This window comes from Paucibacter sp. B2R-40 (assembly GCF_025717555.1).
In the GTDB taxonomy this organism is placed as follows: domain Bacteria; phylum Pseudomonadota; class Gammaproteobacteria; order Burkholderiales; family Burkholderiaceae_C; genus Paucibacter_A.
The window spans coordinates 22691-35488 of sequence record NZ_JAJIRP010000003.1; the positions used below are offsets into that span (position 1 = coordinate 22691).

The 12798-nt window shown below is 60.6% G+C and carries 12 protein-coding genes; 2 read left to right on the top strand and 10 right to left on the bottom strand.

Annotation, left to right across the window (positions count from 1 at the left end; all coding sequences use genetic code 11):
• Positions 1-3 precede the first annotated feature (3 nt).
• The gene (locus tag LNV09_RS06650) at positions 4-480 is read left to right on the top strand and encodes a YhbY family RNA-binding protein (protein ID WP_263556310.1); all 477 of its coding nucleotides are present in this window, start codon (positions 4-6) and stop codon (positions 478-480) included.
• 16 nt (positions 481-496) lie between these two features.
• On the opposite strand, the gene LNV09_RS06655 is transcribed toward LNV09_RS06650, so the two are convergent.
• From LNV09_RS06655 to LNV09_RS06675, 5 genes are all read right to left on the bottom strand, one after another.
• Positions 497-931, bottom strand: coding sequence for a DUF4149 domain-containing protein (locus tag LNV09_RS06655; RefSeq protein ID WP_263556311.1), 435 nt, complete (start codon positions 929-931; stop codon positions 497-499).
• A gap of 19 nt (positions 932-950) precedes the next feature.
• On the bottom strand, positions 951-1427 hold the full coding sequence (gene greA, locus LNV09_RS06660; protein WP_263556312.1) for a transcription elongation factor GreA: 477 nt from the start codon (positions 1425-1427) through the stop codon (positions 951-953).
• A 90-nt stretch (positions 1428-1517) separates the two neighbouring features.
• Complete coding sequence (carB, locus tag LNV09_RS06665; RefSeq protein WP_263556313.1) at positions 1518-4784, bottom strand: carbamoyl-phosphate synthase large subunit; 3267 nt, start codon at positions 4782-4784, stop codon at positions 1518-1520.
• A gap of 24 nt (positions 4785-4808) precedes the next feature.
• Positions 4809-5969: a glutamine-hydrolyzing carbamoyl-phosphate synthase small subunit gene (gene carA, locus LNV09_RS06670; protein ID WP_263556314.1), complete on the bottom strand. Its 1161-nt coding sequence runs from the start codon at positions 5967-5969 to the stop codon at positions 4809-4811.
• A gap of 276 nt (positions 5970-6245) precedes the next feature.
• Positions 6246-6650 carry a GlcG/HbpS family heme-binding protein gene (locus tag LNV09_RS06675; RefSeq protein ID WP_263556315.1) on the bottom strand — a complete coding sequence of 135 codons (405 nt, stop codon included), beginning with the start codon at positions 6648-6650 and terminating at the stop codon, positions 6246-6248.
• A gap of 186 nt (positions 6651-6836) precedes the next feature.
• Here LNV09_RS06675 and LNV09_RS06680 point away from each other — a divergent pair, with 186 nt between their 5' ends.
• Positions 6837-7532 carry a Bax inhibitor-1/YccA family protein gene (locus tag LNV09_RS06680; RefSeq protein ID WP_263556316.1) on the top strand — a complete coding sequence of 232 codons (696 nt, stop codon included), beginning with the start codon at positions 6837-6839 and terminating at the stop codon, positions 7530-7532.
• Between the two features lie 175 nt (positions 7533-7707).
• Here LNV09_RS06680 and rlmD read toward each other — a convergent pair whose 3' ends face one another.
• The 5 genes from rlmD to surE all read right to left on the bottom strand — a co-directional run bounded on the left by rlmD (position 7708) and on the right by surE (position 12756).
• A complete protein-coding gene (gene rlmD / locus LNV09_RS06685) occupies positions 7708-9075 on the bottom strand; it encodes a 23S rRNA (uracil(1939)-C(5))-methyltransferase RlmD (protein WP_263556317.1) in 1368 nt (455 codons plus the stop codon).
• Between the two features lie 56 nt (positions 9076-9131).
• Entirely contained in the window at positions 9132-10145 is a 1014-nt protein-coding gene (locus LNV09_RS06690; protein ID WP_263556318.1) for a sigma-70 family RNA polymerase sigma factor, read from the bottom strand.
• Between the two features lie 29 nt (positions 10146-10174).
• A complete protein-coding gene (locus tag LNV09_RS06695) occupies positions 10175-11035 on the bottom strand; it encodes a peptidoglycan DD-metalloendopeptidase family protein (protein ID WP_263556770.1) in 861 nt (286 codons plus the stop codon).
• 120 nt (positions 11036-11155) lie between these two features.
• Positions 11156-12010 (bottom strand): protein-L-isoaspartate(D-aspartate) O-methyltransferase, encoded by an 855-nt coding sequence (locus LNV09_RS06700; RefSeq protein ID WP_411969231.1) that lies wholly within the window; start codon positions 12008-12010, stop codon positions 11156-11158.
• On the bottom strand, positions 12007-12756 hold the full coding sequence (gene surE, locus LNV09_RS06705; protein ID WP_263556319.1) for a 5'/3'-nucleotidase SurE: 750 nt from the start codon (positions 12754-12756) through the stop codon (positions 12007-12009). The genes LNV09_RS06700 and surE overlap by 4 nt, the downstream gene beginning before the upstream one ends.
• Positions 12757-12798: the final 42 nt, after the last annotated feature.

The following is a 12798-nucleotide window of genomic DNA, read 5'->3' on the forward strand; positions in this document are numbered from 1 at the left end:
CGTATGCCTGCGATTCAATTGACTCCTGCCCAGCGCAAGGAAAAACGCTCCGAAGCCCATCATCTTGACCCAGTTGTCATGATAGGCGCGGATGGACTCACCCCTGCTGTCGTCAAAGAGACCGACGCCGCCTTGAATGCCCATGGGCTGATCAAGGTGCGCATCTTCTCGGACGACCGCGCCAACCGCGAAAGCATTTTTGCGTCCCTATGCGGGGAACTCAATGCCGCGCCGATTCAGCACATCGGCAAATTGCTGGTGCTGTGGCGGCCGCTGCCGGACTTGGAAGAGGCCGAACGCGCCGACGGTAAAGCCGGTCCTCGCGTGGTCAAGATTGTGAAATTCTCCAAGAGTGGCAACCACCGACCGCAAGTCAAGAAGTTGCGCGTTCTTGGCAACGAACGGGTCGCTCAAGGTGGCGAGATCAAGCGCGCCAAGAAGCGCCTGACCAGCGTCAAAAAGAACGCCCAGGATCAGTAAGTAAAACTGTTTGGACTCAGACCTTGATGTGGCTGCTGGTGCGCCAAGCCAAAGCCAGCACAGCCAAGGTCTTCAAACCAAAAAATGCGAAGGAAAAAGCGTGCAGGGTCATGAAACTCCATGGCCCTTGCCCGGCTTTAGCGGCCTCCATCATCGGATGCAGCGCGTAATAGCCCGCCACTGTGCAAAACAGCGCCCCGGCCGGCAAAAAGAATTCTGCGGACAGGTTCTTAGAACCGGTGTCTCGCGCCAAGCGCCGCTCCATCAAGATCAGCAGCAATGCTGCCGCCATGGCGATCTGCGCCTCTAGTGCAAAAAGCCGACCGACCATCAAGCCCGCTTGAGCTCGCTCCAAAACCGCGAACGCTGCCGGCGCAGCTACACCCGCGATACAAAGCAAGAAGCCGCCCCAGAGAGCGGCCAATACAGCGCGTGATCGACGCAGCAACACTGCTTGCTGAAGCTTGAACTTAGACGTAGCGGACCTTGACCACTTCGTAATTCTTGACGCCCCCAGGCGCCTGTACGCTGGCCACGTCGCCTTCCTCTTTGCCGATCAAGGCTCGCGCAATCGGAGAACTGATCGACACCTTGCCCAACTTCAAATCGGCTTCATCGTCACCGACGATTTGGTAAGTTACGGCTGCACCTGTGGACTCTTCCTCCAGATCAACCGTGGTGCCAAACACAATCCGACCACCCGCATCGACTTCAGCCGGGTTGATGATCAAAGCCGCCGCCAACTTGCCTTCGATATCGAGGATGCGCCCCTCGATAAAGCCTTGCTTGTCCTTGGCCGCTTCGTATTCGGCGTTCTCGGACAAGTCACCCTGGGCGCGAGCCTCAGAGATGGCTGCAATCACGGCATGCCGCTCGACACCCTTGAGGCGATACAGTTCTTCTTTGAGCTTTTCAGCACCGTAAGTGGTGAGTGGAATAGTGGCCATGATTTATCGCTAAGCTGGAAATACAAAAAGAAACCGCCGCTGCGGCTCGGGATTCCCGAGGCGCTGCGGCGGATTTCGATAGTGCAGAGTTTAGTTCAGTTCGGCGTGCAGTTCTTGCAGGGATTGCACCAACAAACCGTCTTGATGCTTCATGCCCTCAACCGCAGCCTCGCAGCCAGCCATCGTCGTGTAGTAGGTAACACGAGCGGCCAAAGCGGCCTGGCGGATATAGCGGCTGTCGGCAATCGCGGTGCGAGTTTCATCGACGGTCGTGAAGACCAGCTGAATCTCGCCGCCCTTGACCATGTCGACGATATGCGGGCGGCCGTCCTTGATCTTGTTGACCACGCGGACAGGCACGCCGATCTCGGCAATCGCCGCTGCCGTGCCCTTGGTGGCCACGACACCGAAGCCCAGAGCATGCAGGTCGCGCGCCACGACCAAGGCGCGTGCCTTGTCGCCATTTTTCACCGTGATCAAGACATTGCCCTGGCGCGGCAGCCGTGAGCCCGCGCCCAACTGGCTCTTCAACATCGCTTCGCCGAAGGTCCGCGCAGCACCCATCACCTCGCCGGTCGAGCGCATTTCAGGACTCAGGATCGGATCAACGCCGGGGAACTTGTTGAAAGGGAAGACCGCCTCTTTGACGCTGAAGTAAGGCGGTATGACCTCGGCGGGCACGCGACCATTGCGATCTTTTTGATCCTTCAGCTTTTGCCCGGCCATGCAGCGCGCGGCAATCTTGGCCAATTGCTGACCCGTTGCCTTGGACACAAAAGGCACCGTGCGCGAGGCGCGCGGATTGACTTCCAACACATAGACCGTTGCAGCATCGAGGCCACCAGTGACGTCGCCTTGAATCGCGAACTGCACATTCATCAGGCCGACCACATTCAGGCCGCGCGCCATCGCCGCTGTTTGCTTGCGCAACTCGTCTTGCAAGGCCTTGGACAAGGTGTAGGGTGGCAAAGAACAAGCCGAGTCACCGGAGTGGATACCGGCCGCCTCAACGTGCTCCATGATGCCGCCAATCATCACATCGACACCGTCGCTGATGCAGTCCACATCGACCTCGACGGCGTCCTGCAGGAACCGGTCCAGCAAGACCGGCGACTTGTCGGACACCCGCACCGCTTCGCGCATATAGCGCTCGAGGTCCTTGTCACCATGGACGATTTCCATCGCGCGGCCGCCCAAGACATAGCTTGGACGCACGACCAGCGGATAGCCGATCTCGTTGGCCAAGGCCACGGCCTGCTCTTCAGTACGTGCGGTGCGGTTCGGTGGCTGCTTCAGACCCAACTCGTGCAGAAGTTTTTGGAAACGCTCGCGGTCCTCGGCGATGTCGATGCTCTCGGGCGTGGTGCCAATGATGGGCACGCCATTGGCTTCGAGATCTAGCGCCAACTTCAGCGGCGTTTGGCCGCCGTACTGGACGATCACGCCGACCGGTTTTTCCTTTTCCACGATTTCCAGCACGTCTTCCAGCGTCACCGGCTCGAAGTACAGGCGATCCGAGGTGTCGTAGTCGGTCGACACGGTCTCGGGATTGCAGTTGACCATGATGGTCTCGTAGCCGTCTTCGCGCAGCGCCATTGCCGCGTGCACGCAGCAGTAATCAAACTCGATGCCCTGGCCGATGCGGTTAGGCCCGCCGCCCAAGACCATGATCTTTTTCTTGTTGGTCGGCTCGGCCTCGCATTCTTCCTCGTAGGTCGAATACAGATAGGCAGTCTCGGTGCCGAACTCGGCCGCGCAGGTATCCACCCGCTTGTAGACCGGGCGCACACCCTGCGCATGGCGAGCACGGCGCACATCATGCTGATTGCTGGCCAAGAGCTTGCCCAGGCGCTTGTCCGAGAAGCCCTTTTTCTTCAGCAGGCGCAAGTCGTCGGTGCTGAGCGAGGCCAAAGAGCGGCCGGCCAGCGACAACTCGATCTTCACGAGTTGCTCGATCTGCGCCAGGAACCAGGGGTCGATGGCGGTCTCTTCGAACACCTCTTGCATGCTCATGCCGATGCGGAAGGCATCCGCCACATAGAGCACGCGCTCGGGCCCAGGCTCACCAATCTCTTGAATGATTTCTTCACGGTCGCTGCTGCGCTCGGTCAGACCGTCAATGCCGGTCTCCAAGCCGCGCAGAGCCTTCTGGAAACTCTCCTGGAAGGTGCGGCCCATCGCCATCACCTCGCCGACCGACTTCATCTGCGTCGTCAAACGCGAATCGGCCATCGGGAATTTTTCAAACGCGAAACGCGGAATCTTGGTGACCACGTAATCGATGCTGGGCTCGAACGCCGCCGGCGTGGCGCCGCCGGTGATGTCGTTGCGCAACTCGTCCAACGTGTAGCCCACCGCCAGCTTGGCGGCGATCTTGGCAATCGGGAAGCCGGTGGCCTTGGAAGCCAGCGCGGATGAGCGCGACACGCGCGGATTCATCTCGATGACCGTCATGCGGCCGTTCTCGGGGTTGATCGAGAATTGCACATTCGAGCCGCCGGTGTCAACGCCGATTTCGCGCAAGATCGCGATCGAAGCATTGCGCAGCAGTTGGTACTCTTTGTCGGTCAAGGTTTGTGCAGGGGCCACGGTGATCGAGTCACCGGTGTGCACGCCCATCGGGTCCAGGTTCTCGATCGAGCAGACGATGATGCAGTTGTCCTTGCTGTCACGCACGACCTCCATCTCGTACTCTTTCCAGCCGATCAAGGATTCTTCGATCAGCAACTCGCTGGTCGGCGACAGATCGAGGCCGCGCTTGCAGATTTCCTCGAATTCTTCCGGGTTGTAGGCAATCCCGCCGCCGCTGCCGCCGAGCGTGAAGCTGGGGCGAATCACCATCGGGAAGCCATTGCTGCCGACTTCCGACGCGATGCGCTTTTGCACCTGCAGCGCCTCTTCCATGCTGTGCGCAATGCCGGAGCGGGCCGAGTCCAGGCCGATCTTGGTCATCGCGTCCTTGAACTTCAGGCGGTCTTCGGCCTTTTCGATCGCCTTTTCGTTGGCACCGATCATCTCGACCTTGTACTTCTCCAGCACGCCGTGCTTGTGCAGATCGAGCGCGCAGTTCAAGGCGGTCTGGCCACCCATGGTCGGCAGCACCGCGTCGGGCCGCTCCTTGGCGATGATCTTCTCAACCACCTGCCAGGTGATCGGTTCGATATATGTGACGTCGGCCGTATCCGGGTCCGTCATGATGGTGGCCGGATTGCTGTTCACCAGGATGACCTTGTAGCCCTCCTCGCGCAGCGCCTTGCAGGCCTGGGCGCCCGAATAGTCGAATTCGCAGGCCTGGCCAATGATGATGGGGCCGGCCCCGATGATCAAAATGCTTTTGATGTCTGTACGTTTTGGCATGTCTTTACTCCGTCTGTTCCGTGCTCAGGACTTGGCCATCAGGCCGATGAAGCGGTCGAACAGGTAGGCGATATCGTGGGGGCCAGGGCTGGCTTCTGGGTGACCCTGGAAGCAGAACGCCGGCTTGTCGGTGCGGGCCAGGCCTTGCAGCGTGCCGTCGAACAGGCTGATATGAGTGGCACGCAAATTGGCCGGCAGGCTGTCGGCATCGACCGCGAAGCCATGGTTCTGGCTGGTGATGCTGACGCGGCCGCTGTCCAGATCCTTAACCGGGTGATTCGCGCCGTGATGGCCAAACTTCATCTTGAAGGTCTTGGCGCCCGAGGCCAGGGCCATGATCTGGTGACCCAGGCAAATGCCGAAGGTCGGAATGCCGGCTTCGATCAGTTGTGCGGCGGCCTTGATCGCGTAATCGCAAGGCTGCGGATCGCCGGGGCCGTTGGACAGGAACACACCGTCCGGCTCCAGATCAAATACGGCCGACGCGGGCGTTTGGGCCGGCACCACGGTGATCTTGCAGCCGCGCGAGGCCAGCATGCGCAGAATATTGCTCTTCACGCCGAAGTCATAGGCGACCACGTGGAAGCGCGGTTGGGTCTGCTGGCCGTAGCCCTTACCCAAGGTCCACTCGGTTTCGGTCCAGCTGTGCTTGGCTTCGGTGCTGACCACCTTGGCCAGATCCAGGCCGGCCATGCTTGGCGCGCCCTGCGCCAGCGCAATCGCCTGCGCAATCAAGTCATCGGTGATGGTTTGACCAGCGGCCAAGCCCATGATGCAGCCGTTTTGCGCGCCAGTGCTGCGCAAAACGCGTGTCAAGCGGCGGGTATCGATGTCGGCGATCGCCACCGTGCCCTCGTCTTGCAGGTACTGCACCAGGCTACGGGTCTTGCGAAAATTGGAATCAAGGATCGGCGGCTCCTTGATGATCAGGCCTGCGGCATGGATCTTCTGCGCCTCGACGTCCTCATCATTGACGCCGTAATTGCCAATGTGCGGATACGTGAGTGTCACGATCTGGCGGCAATAGCTCGGGTCGGTGAGAATTTCCTGATAGCCGGTCATCGCGGTGTTGAACACCACTTCGCCGACCGTCTGACCGGTGGCACCGATCGAGGAGCCTTTGAAGACCGTACCGTCTGCCAGGGCGAGGATCGCTTTGGGGGATGAGAGCAATTCGGGCAGCACGGGGGGACTCCGGTAAGTGCGCGCGCCCTGCTCTACTCTTTTTCAGACCTGGACAGTCAAAGAGCCGGAATCCGGTGATGGGAAACTGGTGGAGTTTCGCGGGGCGTACGTTGGGTTGCGTAAGACTGTTGCGGGTAAACCTGCTGAGTATACCCGACCAGGGTATTCACCAATGCCTAACACGCGCAATTGACACGCTGATGTAACTTCTTGCCGACCCCTCGCCCGTCCACTCGCCCGTCCGCTCGCCCATCCACCCAAACGCACACTCGACAGTCAAGCCAGCGCCGCAATTCCCGCCCGTGCAATCTGCGCATCTTCACTCGATTTGACGCCACTGACGCCGACCGCGCCAAGGCAGAAACCTTCCACCATGATGGGCACGCCGCCCTCAAGTAAACCACTCAGCCCCGGCGCGCTCAAGAATGACACCCGCCCTTGATTGACGATGTCTTCGTAGACTTTGGATTCGCGTCGCCCCAAGGCCGCTGTATTGGCTTTGGCGGGTGCAATCTGCGCAGAAATGGCTGCCGCGCCGTCCAAGCGCTGCAACCACAAGAGATGCCCGCCATCATCAACGATGGCGATGGACACAGCCCATTGGTTCGCCACGGCCTCGGCTTCTGCCGCTGCGGCAATGCGCTTGACTTCATCCAGTCCGATAAATGGTTTTTGCTTCATGCTGTTGAATTCCTCGCTAAAGCCCGCACTTTAATCGGCTGAGCCAATTGGCGCACGCCCACGAAGCAGCTCGCTCGAAGCCTAGAGGCCAACCCCAACGCGTTGATTGCCAACTCAAGCTACAGTGGCAGCTGAGATTTGCTCGCGGACCTAAGTATCCGCACCCATTTTTTGTCTGGAGGATTTATGAACGAAACCCTGCAAAACCAATACGGCGGCGCCTTGAACGGCGGCTTGTCCGTCGACCGTCAACGCGTGTTGCGCAACACCTACTGGCTGCTGGCCTTGTCGATGGTGCCGACCGTGCTGGGCGCCTGGATCGGCGTCACTACCGGCATCATGGCCACGATGGGCATGGGCATGAGCATGATGGTGTTCATGATCGGCGCCTTCGGTCTGATGTATGCGGTCGAAAAGACCAAGAACTCCAGCACCGGCGTCTATGTGTTGTTGGCCTTCACCTTCTTCATGGGTTTGATGCTGTCGCGCATGCTGGCTCAGATTCTGGGCTTTCGCAACGGCAGCAGCCTGATCATGATGGCCTTCGGCGGCACCGGTGCCATCTTCTTCGCGATGGCCTCGTTGGCTACCGTCATCAAGCGCGATCTGTCCAATATGGGCAAGTTCTTGTATGTCGGCGCCATCATCTTGCTGGTGGTCGGCCTGGCCAATATCTTCATCCAGTCTTCGGCACTGATGCTGACGATGCTGGCGCTGTCGATGGCGGTGTTCTCGGCCTTCATGCTGTATGACATCAAGCGCGTACTTGACGGCGGCGAGACCAACTACATCTCGGCCACCTTGGCGATCTATCTGGACATCTACAACGTGTTCCAGAGCCTGCTATCCCTGCTCGGCATCTTCGGCGGCGAACGCGACTGATTGACCACCCCCGTAAGCGCTACGCGCCACCCCCTCAAGGGGGCAAGCCCAGTGCCCCGGCGAAGCCGGTTCCACGGGCTCTACTGGAAGGAGCGCCGGCGATGCGGCGCATAAAAAAAGGCCCTTTCGGGCCTTTTTTCTTTTTGGGCGATTGGCCGCTACTGTGGCCTCGTTCCTAAGCTAGAGCATCGCGCTCAAAGACCGCGATGCTTTCCACATGGGACGTGTGCGGGAACATATTGACCGCGCTGGCCTTCGTGCAGCGGTAGCCGGCCTGATTAACCAGGATGCCCGCATCTCGGGCCAAGGTTGCTGGGTTGCAGCTGACATACACAATTCGCTTGGGCGCTTGCCAGCCCGGCGCCAAGCTCGGGTCCGAATGAATGTCAGCCAAGGCCTGCGACAAGGCATGGGCACCGTCACGCGGTGGATCTACCAGCCATTTGTCGGCTGAACCATCGGCAACCAATAGAGCCGGCGTCATCTCGAACAGATTGCGCGCAACAAAGGATGTATTGGCATCCAAGCCATTGAGCTTAGCGTTCTCGCGCGAACGCTGCACCAATGCCTCGCTGCCTTCAATGCCCAAGACCTCGCGCGCCTTGGTCGCCAAAGGCAAGGTGAAATTGCCCAAGCCGCAGAACCAATCGATCACGCGCTCATCGCGCTGCACATCCAGCAGACGCAGCGCCCGCCCTACCAGCACGGTGTTGATATGCGGATTGACCTGGGTGAAGTCGGTCGGCTTGAAGGGCATCACCACGCCAAACTCGGGCAGGCTATACGACAGAGCGGGGCCGCCCTCGTCCAGCAAAGCCACCGTGTCGGGCCCCTTGGGCTGCAACCACCATTGCACGCCCGCATGCCGGGCCGCGAACTCACGCAAGATGGTCTTGTCCGAGTCCGGCAAGGGATTCAAATTGCGCAGCACCAGGGCGATCACGTCGTCGCCCATTGCCAATTCAATTTGCGGCAGGTTGTCGCGCTGGGCCATGCTGGCGATCATTTCGCGCAGCGGCATCAACAGATCGCTGACGCGCTGCGGCACCACTTTGCAGACCTGCATATCGGCCACATAGCGGCTCTTGCGCTCGTGAAAACCGATCAAGACCATGCTCTTCTTGATCACATAGCGGACCGAGAAGCGCGCCCGGTAGCGATAGCCCCAGGTCGGCCCTTCGATCGGTCGCAAGACCATCTCGGGCTTGACCTTGCCGAGGTGCCAGAGGTTGTCCTCCATCACGCGCTGCTTGACGGCCACTTGCGCGCCGGCGTGCAAATGCTGCATCTTGCAGCCGCCGCAGGAGCCAGCATGCAAGCCGGCGTGCGGGCAGCCCGGCGTCACGCGTTGCGAGCTTTCACGCCGCATCGCCACCAGCGTGCCCTGCTCCCAACTGCTCTTCTTGCGGCCGACGGTGACTTGCACCTCTTCACCGGGCAAAGCACCCTCGATGAACACCACTTTGCCTTCTTCGTTATGGGCCACGCCCTGGGCGTCCAGGTCCATGGATTCGACCTTGAGCCATTCTGATTGTTGAGTCATGGGCGGGATTATCCCAGCCCGAACGGGCAGATTCGCCTCACCTCAAATTTCGCGCGCTAAAAAACCGAATCGCGGTCGATGCCGTGCCGCGCCATATTGCGCTTGAGCTTGGCCAAAGCTTCGATCTGGATTTGCCGAATCCGCTCGCGCGTCAGGTGCAGACGCACCGCCAGCACATCCAAGGTCTCAGGCTCCCGGTCCGCCAGCCCATAGCGGCCGGCCAAGACCTCGCGCTCACGCTCATTCAAGGCCGCCAAGCCTGCGCCAAGCAAGGCATCCATCTCATGGCTAAGCCGCAATCCGAGCGGATCCACGGCCTGCTCGTCGGCCACCATATCCATCACCGTGTCGCCGCCATCAACCCCGCGCTCGGCCGGCGAATCGAGTGAGCTGGGCAACTCCGAAAAGGTCAGCAACTCGGCCACCTCGGCCATTGGACGGCCCACTGCTGCGGCGATGTCCTCGGCCTTGACCTTGCCGTTGCCGCCGTTTTGCGCCTGTTGCGCCTCCAAAATACGCCGGGCCTTCAGCACATGATTGACTTCCCGCACGATGTGCACGGGCAAGCGCACCAAACGCGCCTGATGCATCAAGGCGCTTTCGATACTTTGCCGAATCCACCAACTGGCGTAGGTTGAAAACCGAAAACCCCGTTCGGGCTCGAACTTGCCAATCGCATGCATCAAACCAAGATTGCCTTCCTCGATCAGATCACTCATCGGCAAGCCGCGGCCCAGATAATTCTTGGCCACGCTGACGACCAGGCGCAGGTTGTGCTCGATCATCGATTGGCGCGCCTCAAAACTGCCCGCCCTGGCCTGCACCGCCGTGTCGTATTCCTCTTGCGGGGTCAGCAAGGGCGTGCGGCGAATATCTCTTAAGTAAGCTTGCAGCGCATTGCCAAGTTCAACATCGCCGCTGGACAACAGCGCTACAGCAATGCCTGGGGCGCCCGCCACACCGATCGCATCCGAGGCTTCGTCCTCTCCCAGCAAGGGAGCGAACTCGTTCTCGGCACTGAGGTGGCCATTGCTACGGACAGAGGAACGATTTGGCGCAGGATGTTTCATGGCATCAATTTCGCTGCGCCGGAAAGGCTTCAGCGACCTGGGAGCAACTTGGCGGGGTCGATCGGCTTGCCTTGCTTGCGCACCTCGAAGTGCAGCTTGACCTGATCAGAGTCACTCGAGCCCATCTCGGCGATTTTCTGACCTTTGCGCACTGCTTGATCCTCTTTCACCAGCAAGGTCTGGTTGTGCGCGTAGGCCGTCAGATAGGTCGAGTTGTGCTTGATGATGACCAGATTGCCGTAACCGCGCAAGCCCGAACCTGCATAAACCACTCGTCCATCGGCGGCGGCCAGCACCGCATCACCGGCCTTGCCGTAAAAAGCCAAGCCTTTGTTGCGCTGCTCATCGAAACCGACATTGACCGCACCAGCGGCCGGCCAGCCCCAGACCGGATCCTCGTCGCTATCGCGCGCCGCAACGACTGCCGCCGGCGCTGTTGCAGCCGAGGCTGCGGCGGAAGCTGCCGCAGCAGTGGCTGTTGATTTGGCATCGAGTGGCCGGCTATCGACCTTGGCTGAAGGCACGGACTTGGTCGTCACCGCAGCGGCATCCACGCCGGGCGCCACCACGCGCAAGACCTGACCCACTTCGATCCGGTTGGGGTTCTCGAGTGCATTCCACTTGATCAGATCCTTGGTGCTCTGGCCATTGTCGATGGCGATGCGGATCAAGTTGTCGCCCGGCTTGACGGTGTAATAACCCGCCTTGCCGGCATTTTCGGCACCCGGCAAGGGCTTGACCTCAGGTGTTGGCGTGGCCGGAGCTGGCACGGGTGTTGCCGGCTTGCCCGTACCGCCCTTGATGTCCCGCGCCTCGATCGGTGCTTTATTGGGCGTTGAGCTACAGCCCGCCAAGACGGCCAAGACGGCGAGACTTGCGGACAAGACAATATTTGTAAAACGGAAGGTATTCTTTTGCATGCGGCGCTATGGAGACTTTGACGAGCTGGGATCAAGCCTGCAATCAGACCTGATGTGCAAAAAATTGCGCCCGCAAATTCTGTCGGGCGCTTACATCACACCTGATTTTAGAGGCACGAACAGCACCGCCTCAAACTCGCTGCGAACAAAACGGCTAACGCCCGCTTCGAGCAGGTGATCGACCACCACCAGGACCTGCCCGCGCCCACCGGGCACCGCCATCGGTGCCACCAAACGGCCACCCGGCGCTAGCTGATCCAGCCAGGCTTGCGGCAGATCCTCCCCACCCGCTGCGGCGATGATGCTGTCGAATGGTGCAGCCGCCGCAAACCCAAGCCGGCCGTCACCATAGACCAGCCGAATATTGGGCCGTGCAGCGGTCGCCAAGTTGAGGCGAGCCTTGTCGTGCAAGGGTTTGAGGCGCTCGATCGAGACCACCTGCTTGGCCACCAGCGCCAGCACGGCAGCTTGATAGCCGCACCCGGTGCCAATCTCCAGCACTCGTCCAAGTCCGGCTTGCTGAGCCGCCGTGGCGCCGCCAAACAGCATCGCGATCATGCGCCCCACCACCGACGGCTTCGAGATCGTCTGACCATGACCGATCGGCAAACTGGTGTCTTCGTAGGCCTGAATGGCCAAGGCACTGTCGACAAACTCGTGCCGATAAACGCCTGCCAGCGCCTGCAGCACCCGCTCGTCACGCAAGCCATCCTGCTGCAAGCGGCGCACCATGCGCTGGCGCACCATGGCCGAGTCCAGCCCCAGGCCACTGGGCGCCGACTTGCGCGCCGCATCCTGCGCCGCCTCGCGTAAGTGGCGTTGCGGCATCAAAACCTCGCGGGTCGGCGCGGCGGGGGACGCACCACCGGATTGACTCGGCTTCTTAGCGCCGATATCGGCCAGCGGCAGAGGAAAACGCCCAGACCGCGCCGGCAACTCGCTCATAAGGGCAGGCCCAATCGACCAGCCCACACTGGCAGGGCCGCATGGTGGGTCAAATCAACCTGCAAGGGGGTGACGGACACCATATTGTTGGCGGTGGCAAAAAAATCGGTGCCCTGACCCGCCTCACGCGCATCGCCGGCCGGGCCAATCCAGTAGATTGTTTCGCCACGCGGGCTTTGCTGGCGAATCACCGCTTCGCTGGCGTGACGACGGCCCAAGCGCGTGATGCGCCGAGGCAGTTGGGCCGCATCGGCCTGATTGGGAATATTGACGTTGAGCAAAAAGGCCTCATTCAGGCCCGCCGCGATCACCTGTTCAACCAGGCTGCGAGCCAGGGCGGCTGCGGCGTCCAGCTGACCCCAGCCCTTGTCCACCTGCGAGAACGCGATCGAAGGGATGCCGAACAAAAAGCCCTCGGTGGCTGCAGCCACCGTGCCGGAATACAGGGTGTCATCGCCCATATTGGCGCCGTTATTGATGCCCGACAGCACCAGGTCGGGTTTGTAGTCCAGCAGCCCGGTCAGCGCCACGTGCACACAATCCGACGGTGTGCCGTTGACATAGCGAAAACCGTTGCTGGCCGTGTAGACCGACAGCGGCCGCCCCAGGGTCAAGGAGTTCGACGTACCGCTGGCGTTTTGCTCAGGGGCAATCACATCAATTTGACCCAAACCCTCGCAGGCTTTGACCAGGGCCATCAGGCCCGGTGCCAGGTATCCGTCGTCGTTGGCTATCAGTATTCGCATGGGCCGCATTGTAGGCAAGACGCCACCGGCGAGCCCCCTCGC

Excerpts from the sequence above, each read along its gene's own strand:
- LNV09_RS06650 (WP_263556310.1), top strand. The coding sequence starts at position 4 with ATGCCTGCGATTCAATTGACTCCTGCCCAGCGCAAGGAAAAACGCTCC.
- greA (WP_263556312.1), bottom strand. The coding sequence starts at position 1,427 with ATGGCCACTATTCCACTCACCACTTACGGTGCTGAAAAGCTCAAAGAA.
- carB (WP_263556313.1), bottom strand. The coding sequence starts at position 4,784 with ATGCCAAAACGTACAGACATCAAAAGCATTTTGATCATCGGGGCCGGC.
- LNV09_RS06675 (WP_263556315.1), bottom strand. The coding sequence starts at position 6,650 with ATGAAGCAAAAACCATTTATCGGACTGGATGAAGTCAAGCGCATTGCC.
- LNV09_RS06680 (WP_263556316.1), top strand. The coding sequence starts at position 6,837 with ATGAACGAAACCCTGCAAAACCAATACGGCGGCGCCTTGAACGGCGGC.
- rlmD (WP_263556317.1), bottom strand. The coding sequence starts at position 9,075 with ATGACTCAACAATCAGAATGGCTCAAGGTCGAATCCATGGACCTGGAC.
- LNV09_RS06690 (WP_263556318.1), bottom strand. The coding sequence starts at position 10,145 with ATGAAACATCCTGCGCCAAATCGTTCCTCTGTCCGTAGCAATGGCCAC.
- LNV09_RS06700 (WP_411969231.1), bottom strand. The coding sequence starts at position 12,010 with ATGAGCGAGTTGCCGGCGCGGTCTGGGCGTTTTCCTCTGCCGCTGGCC.
- surE (WP_263556319.1), bottom strand. The coding sequence starts at position 12,756 with ATGCGAATACTGATAGCCAACGACGACGGATACCTGGCACCGGGCCTG.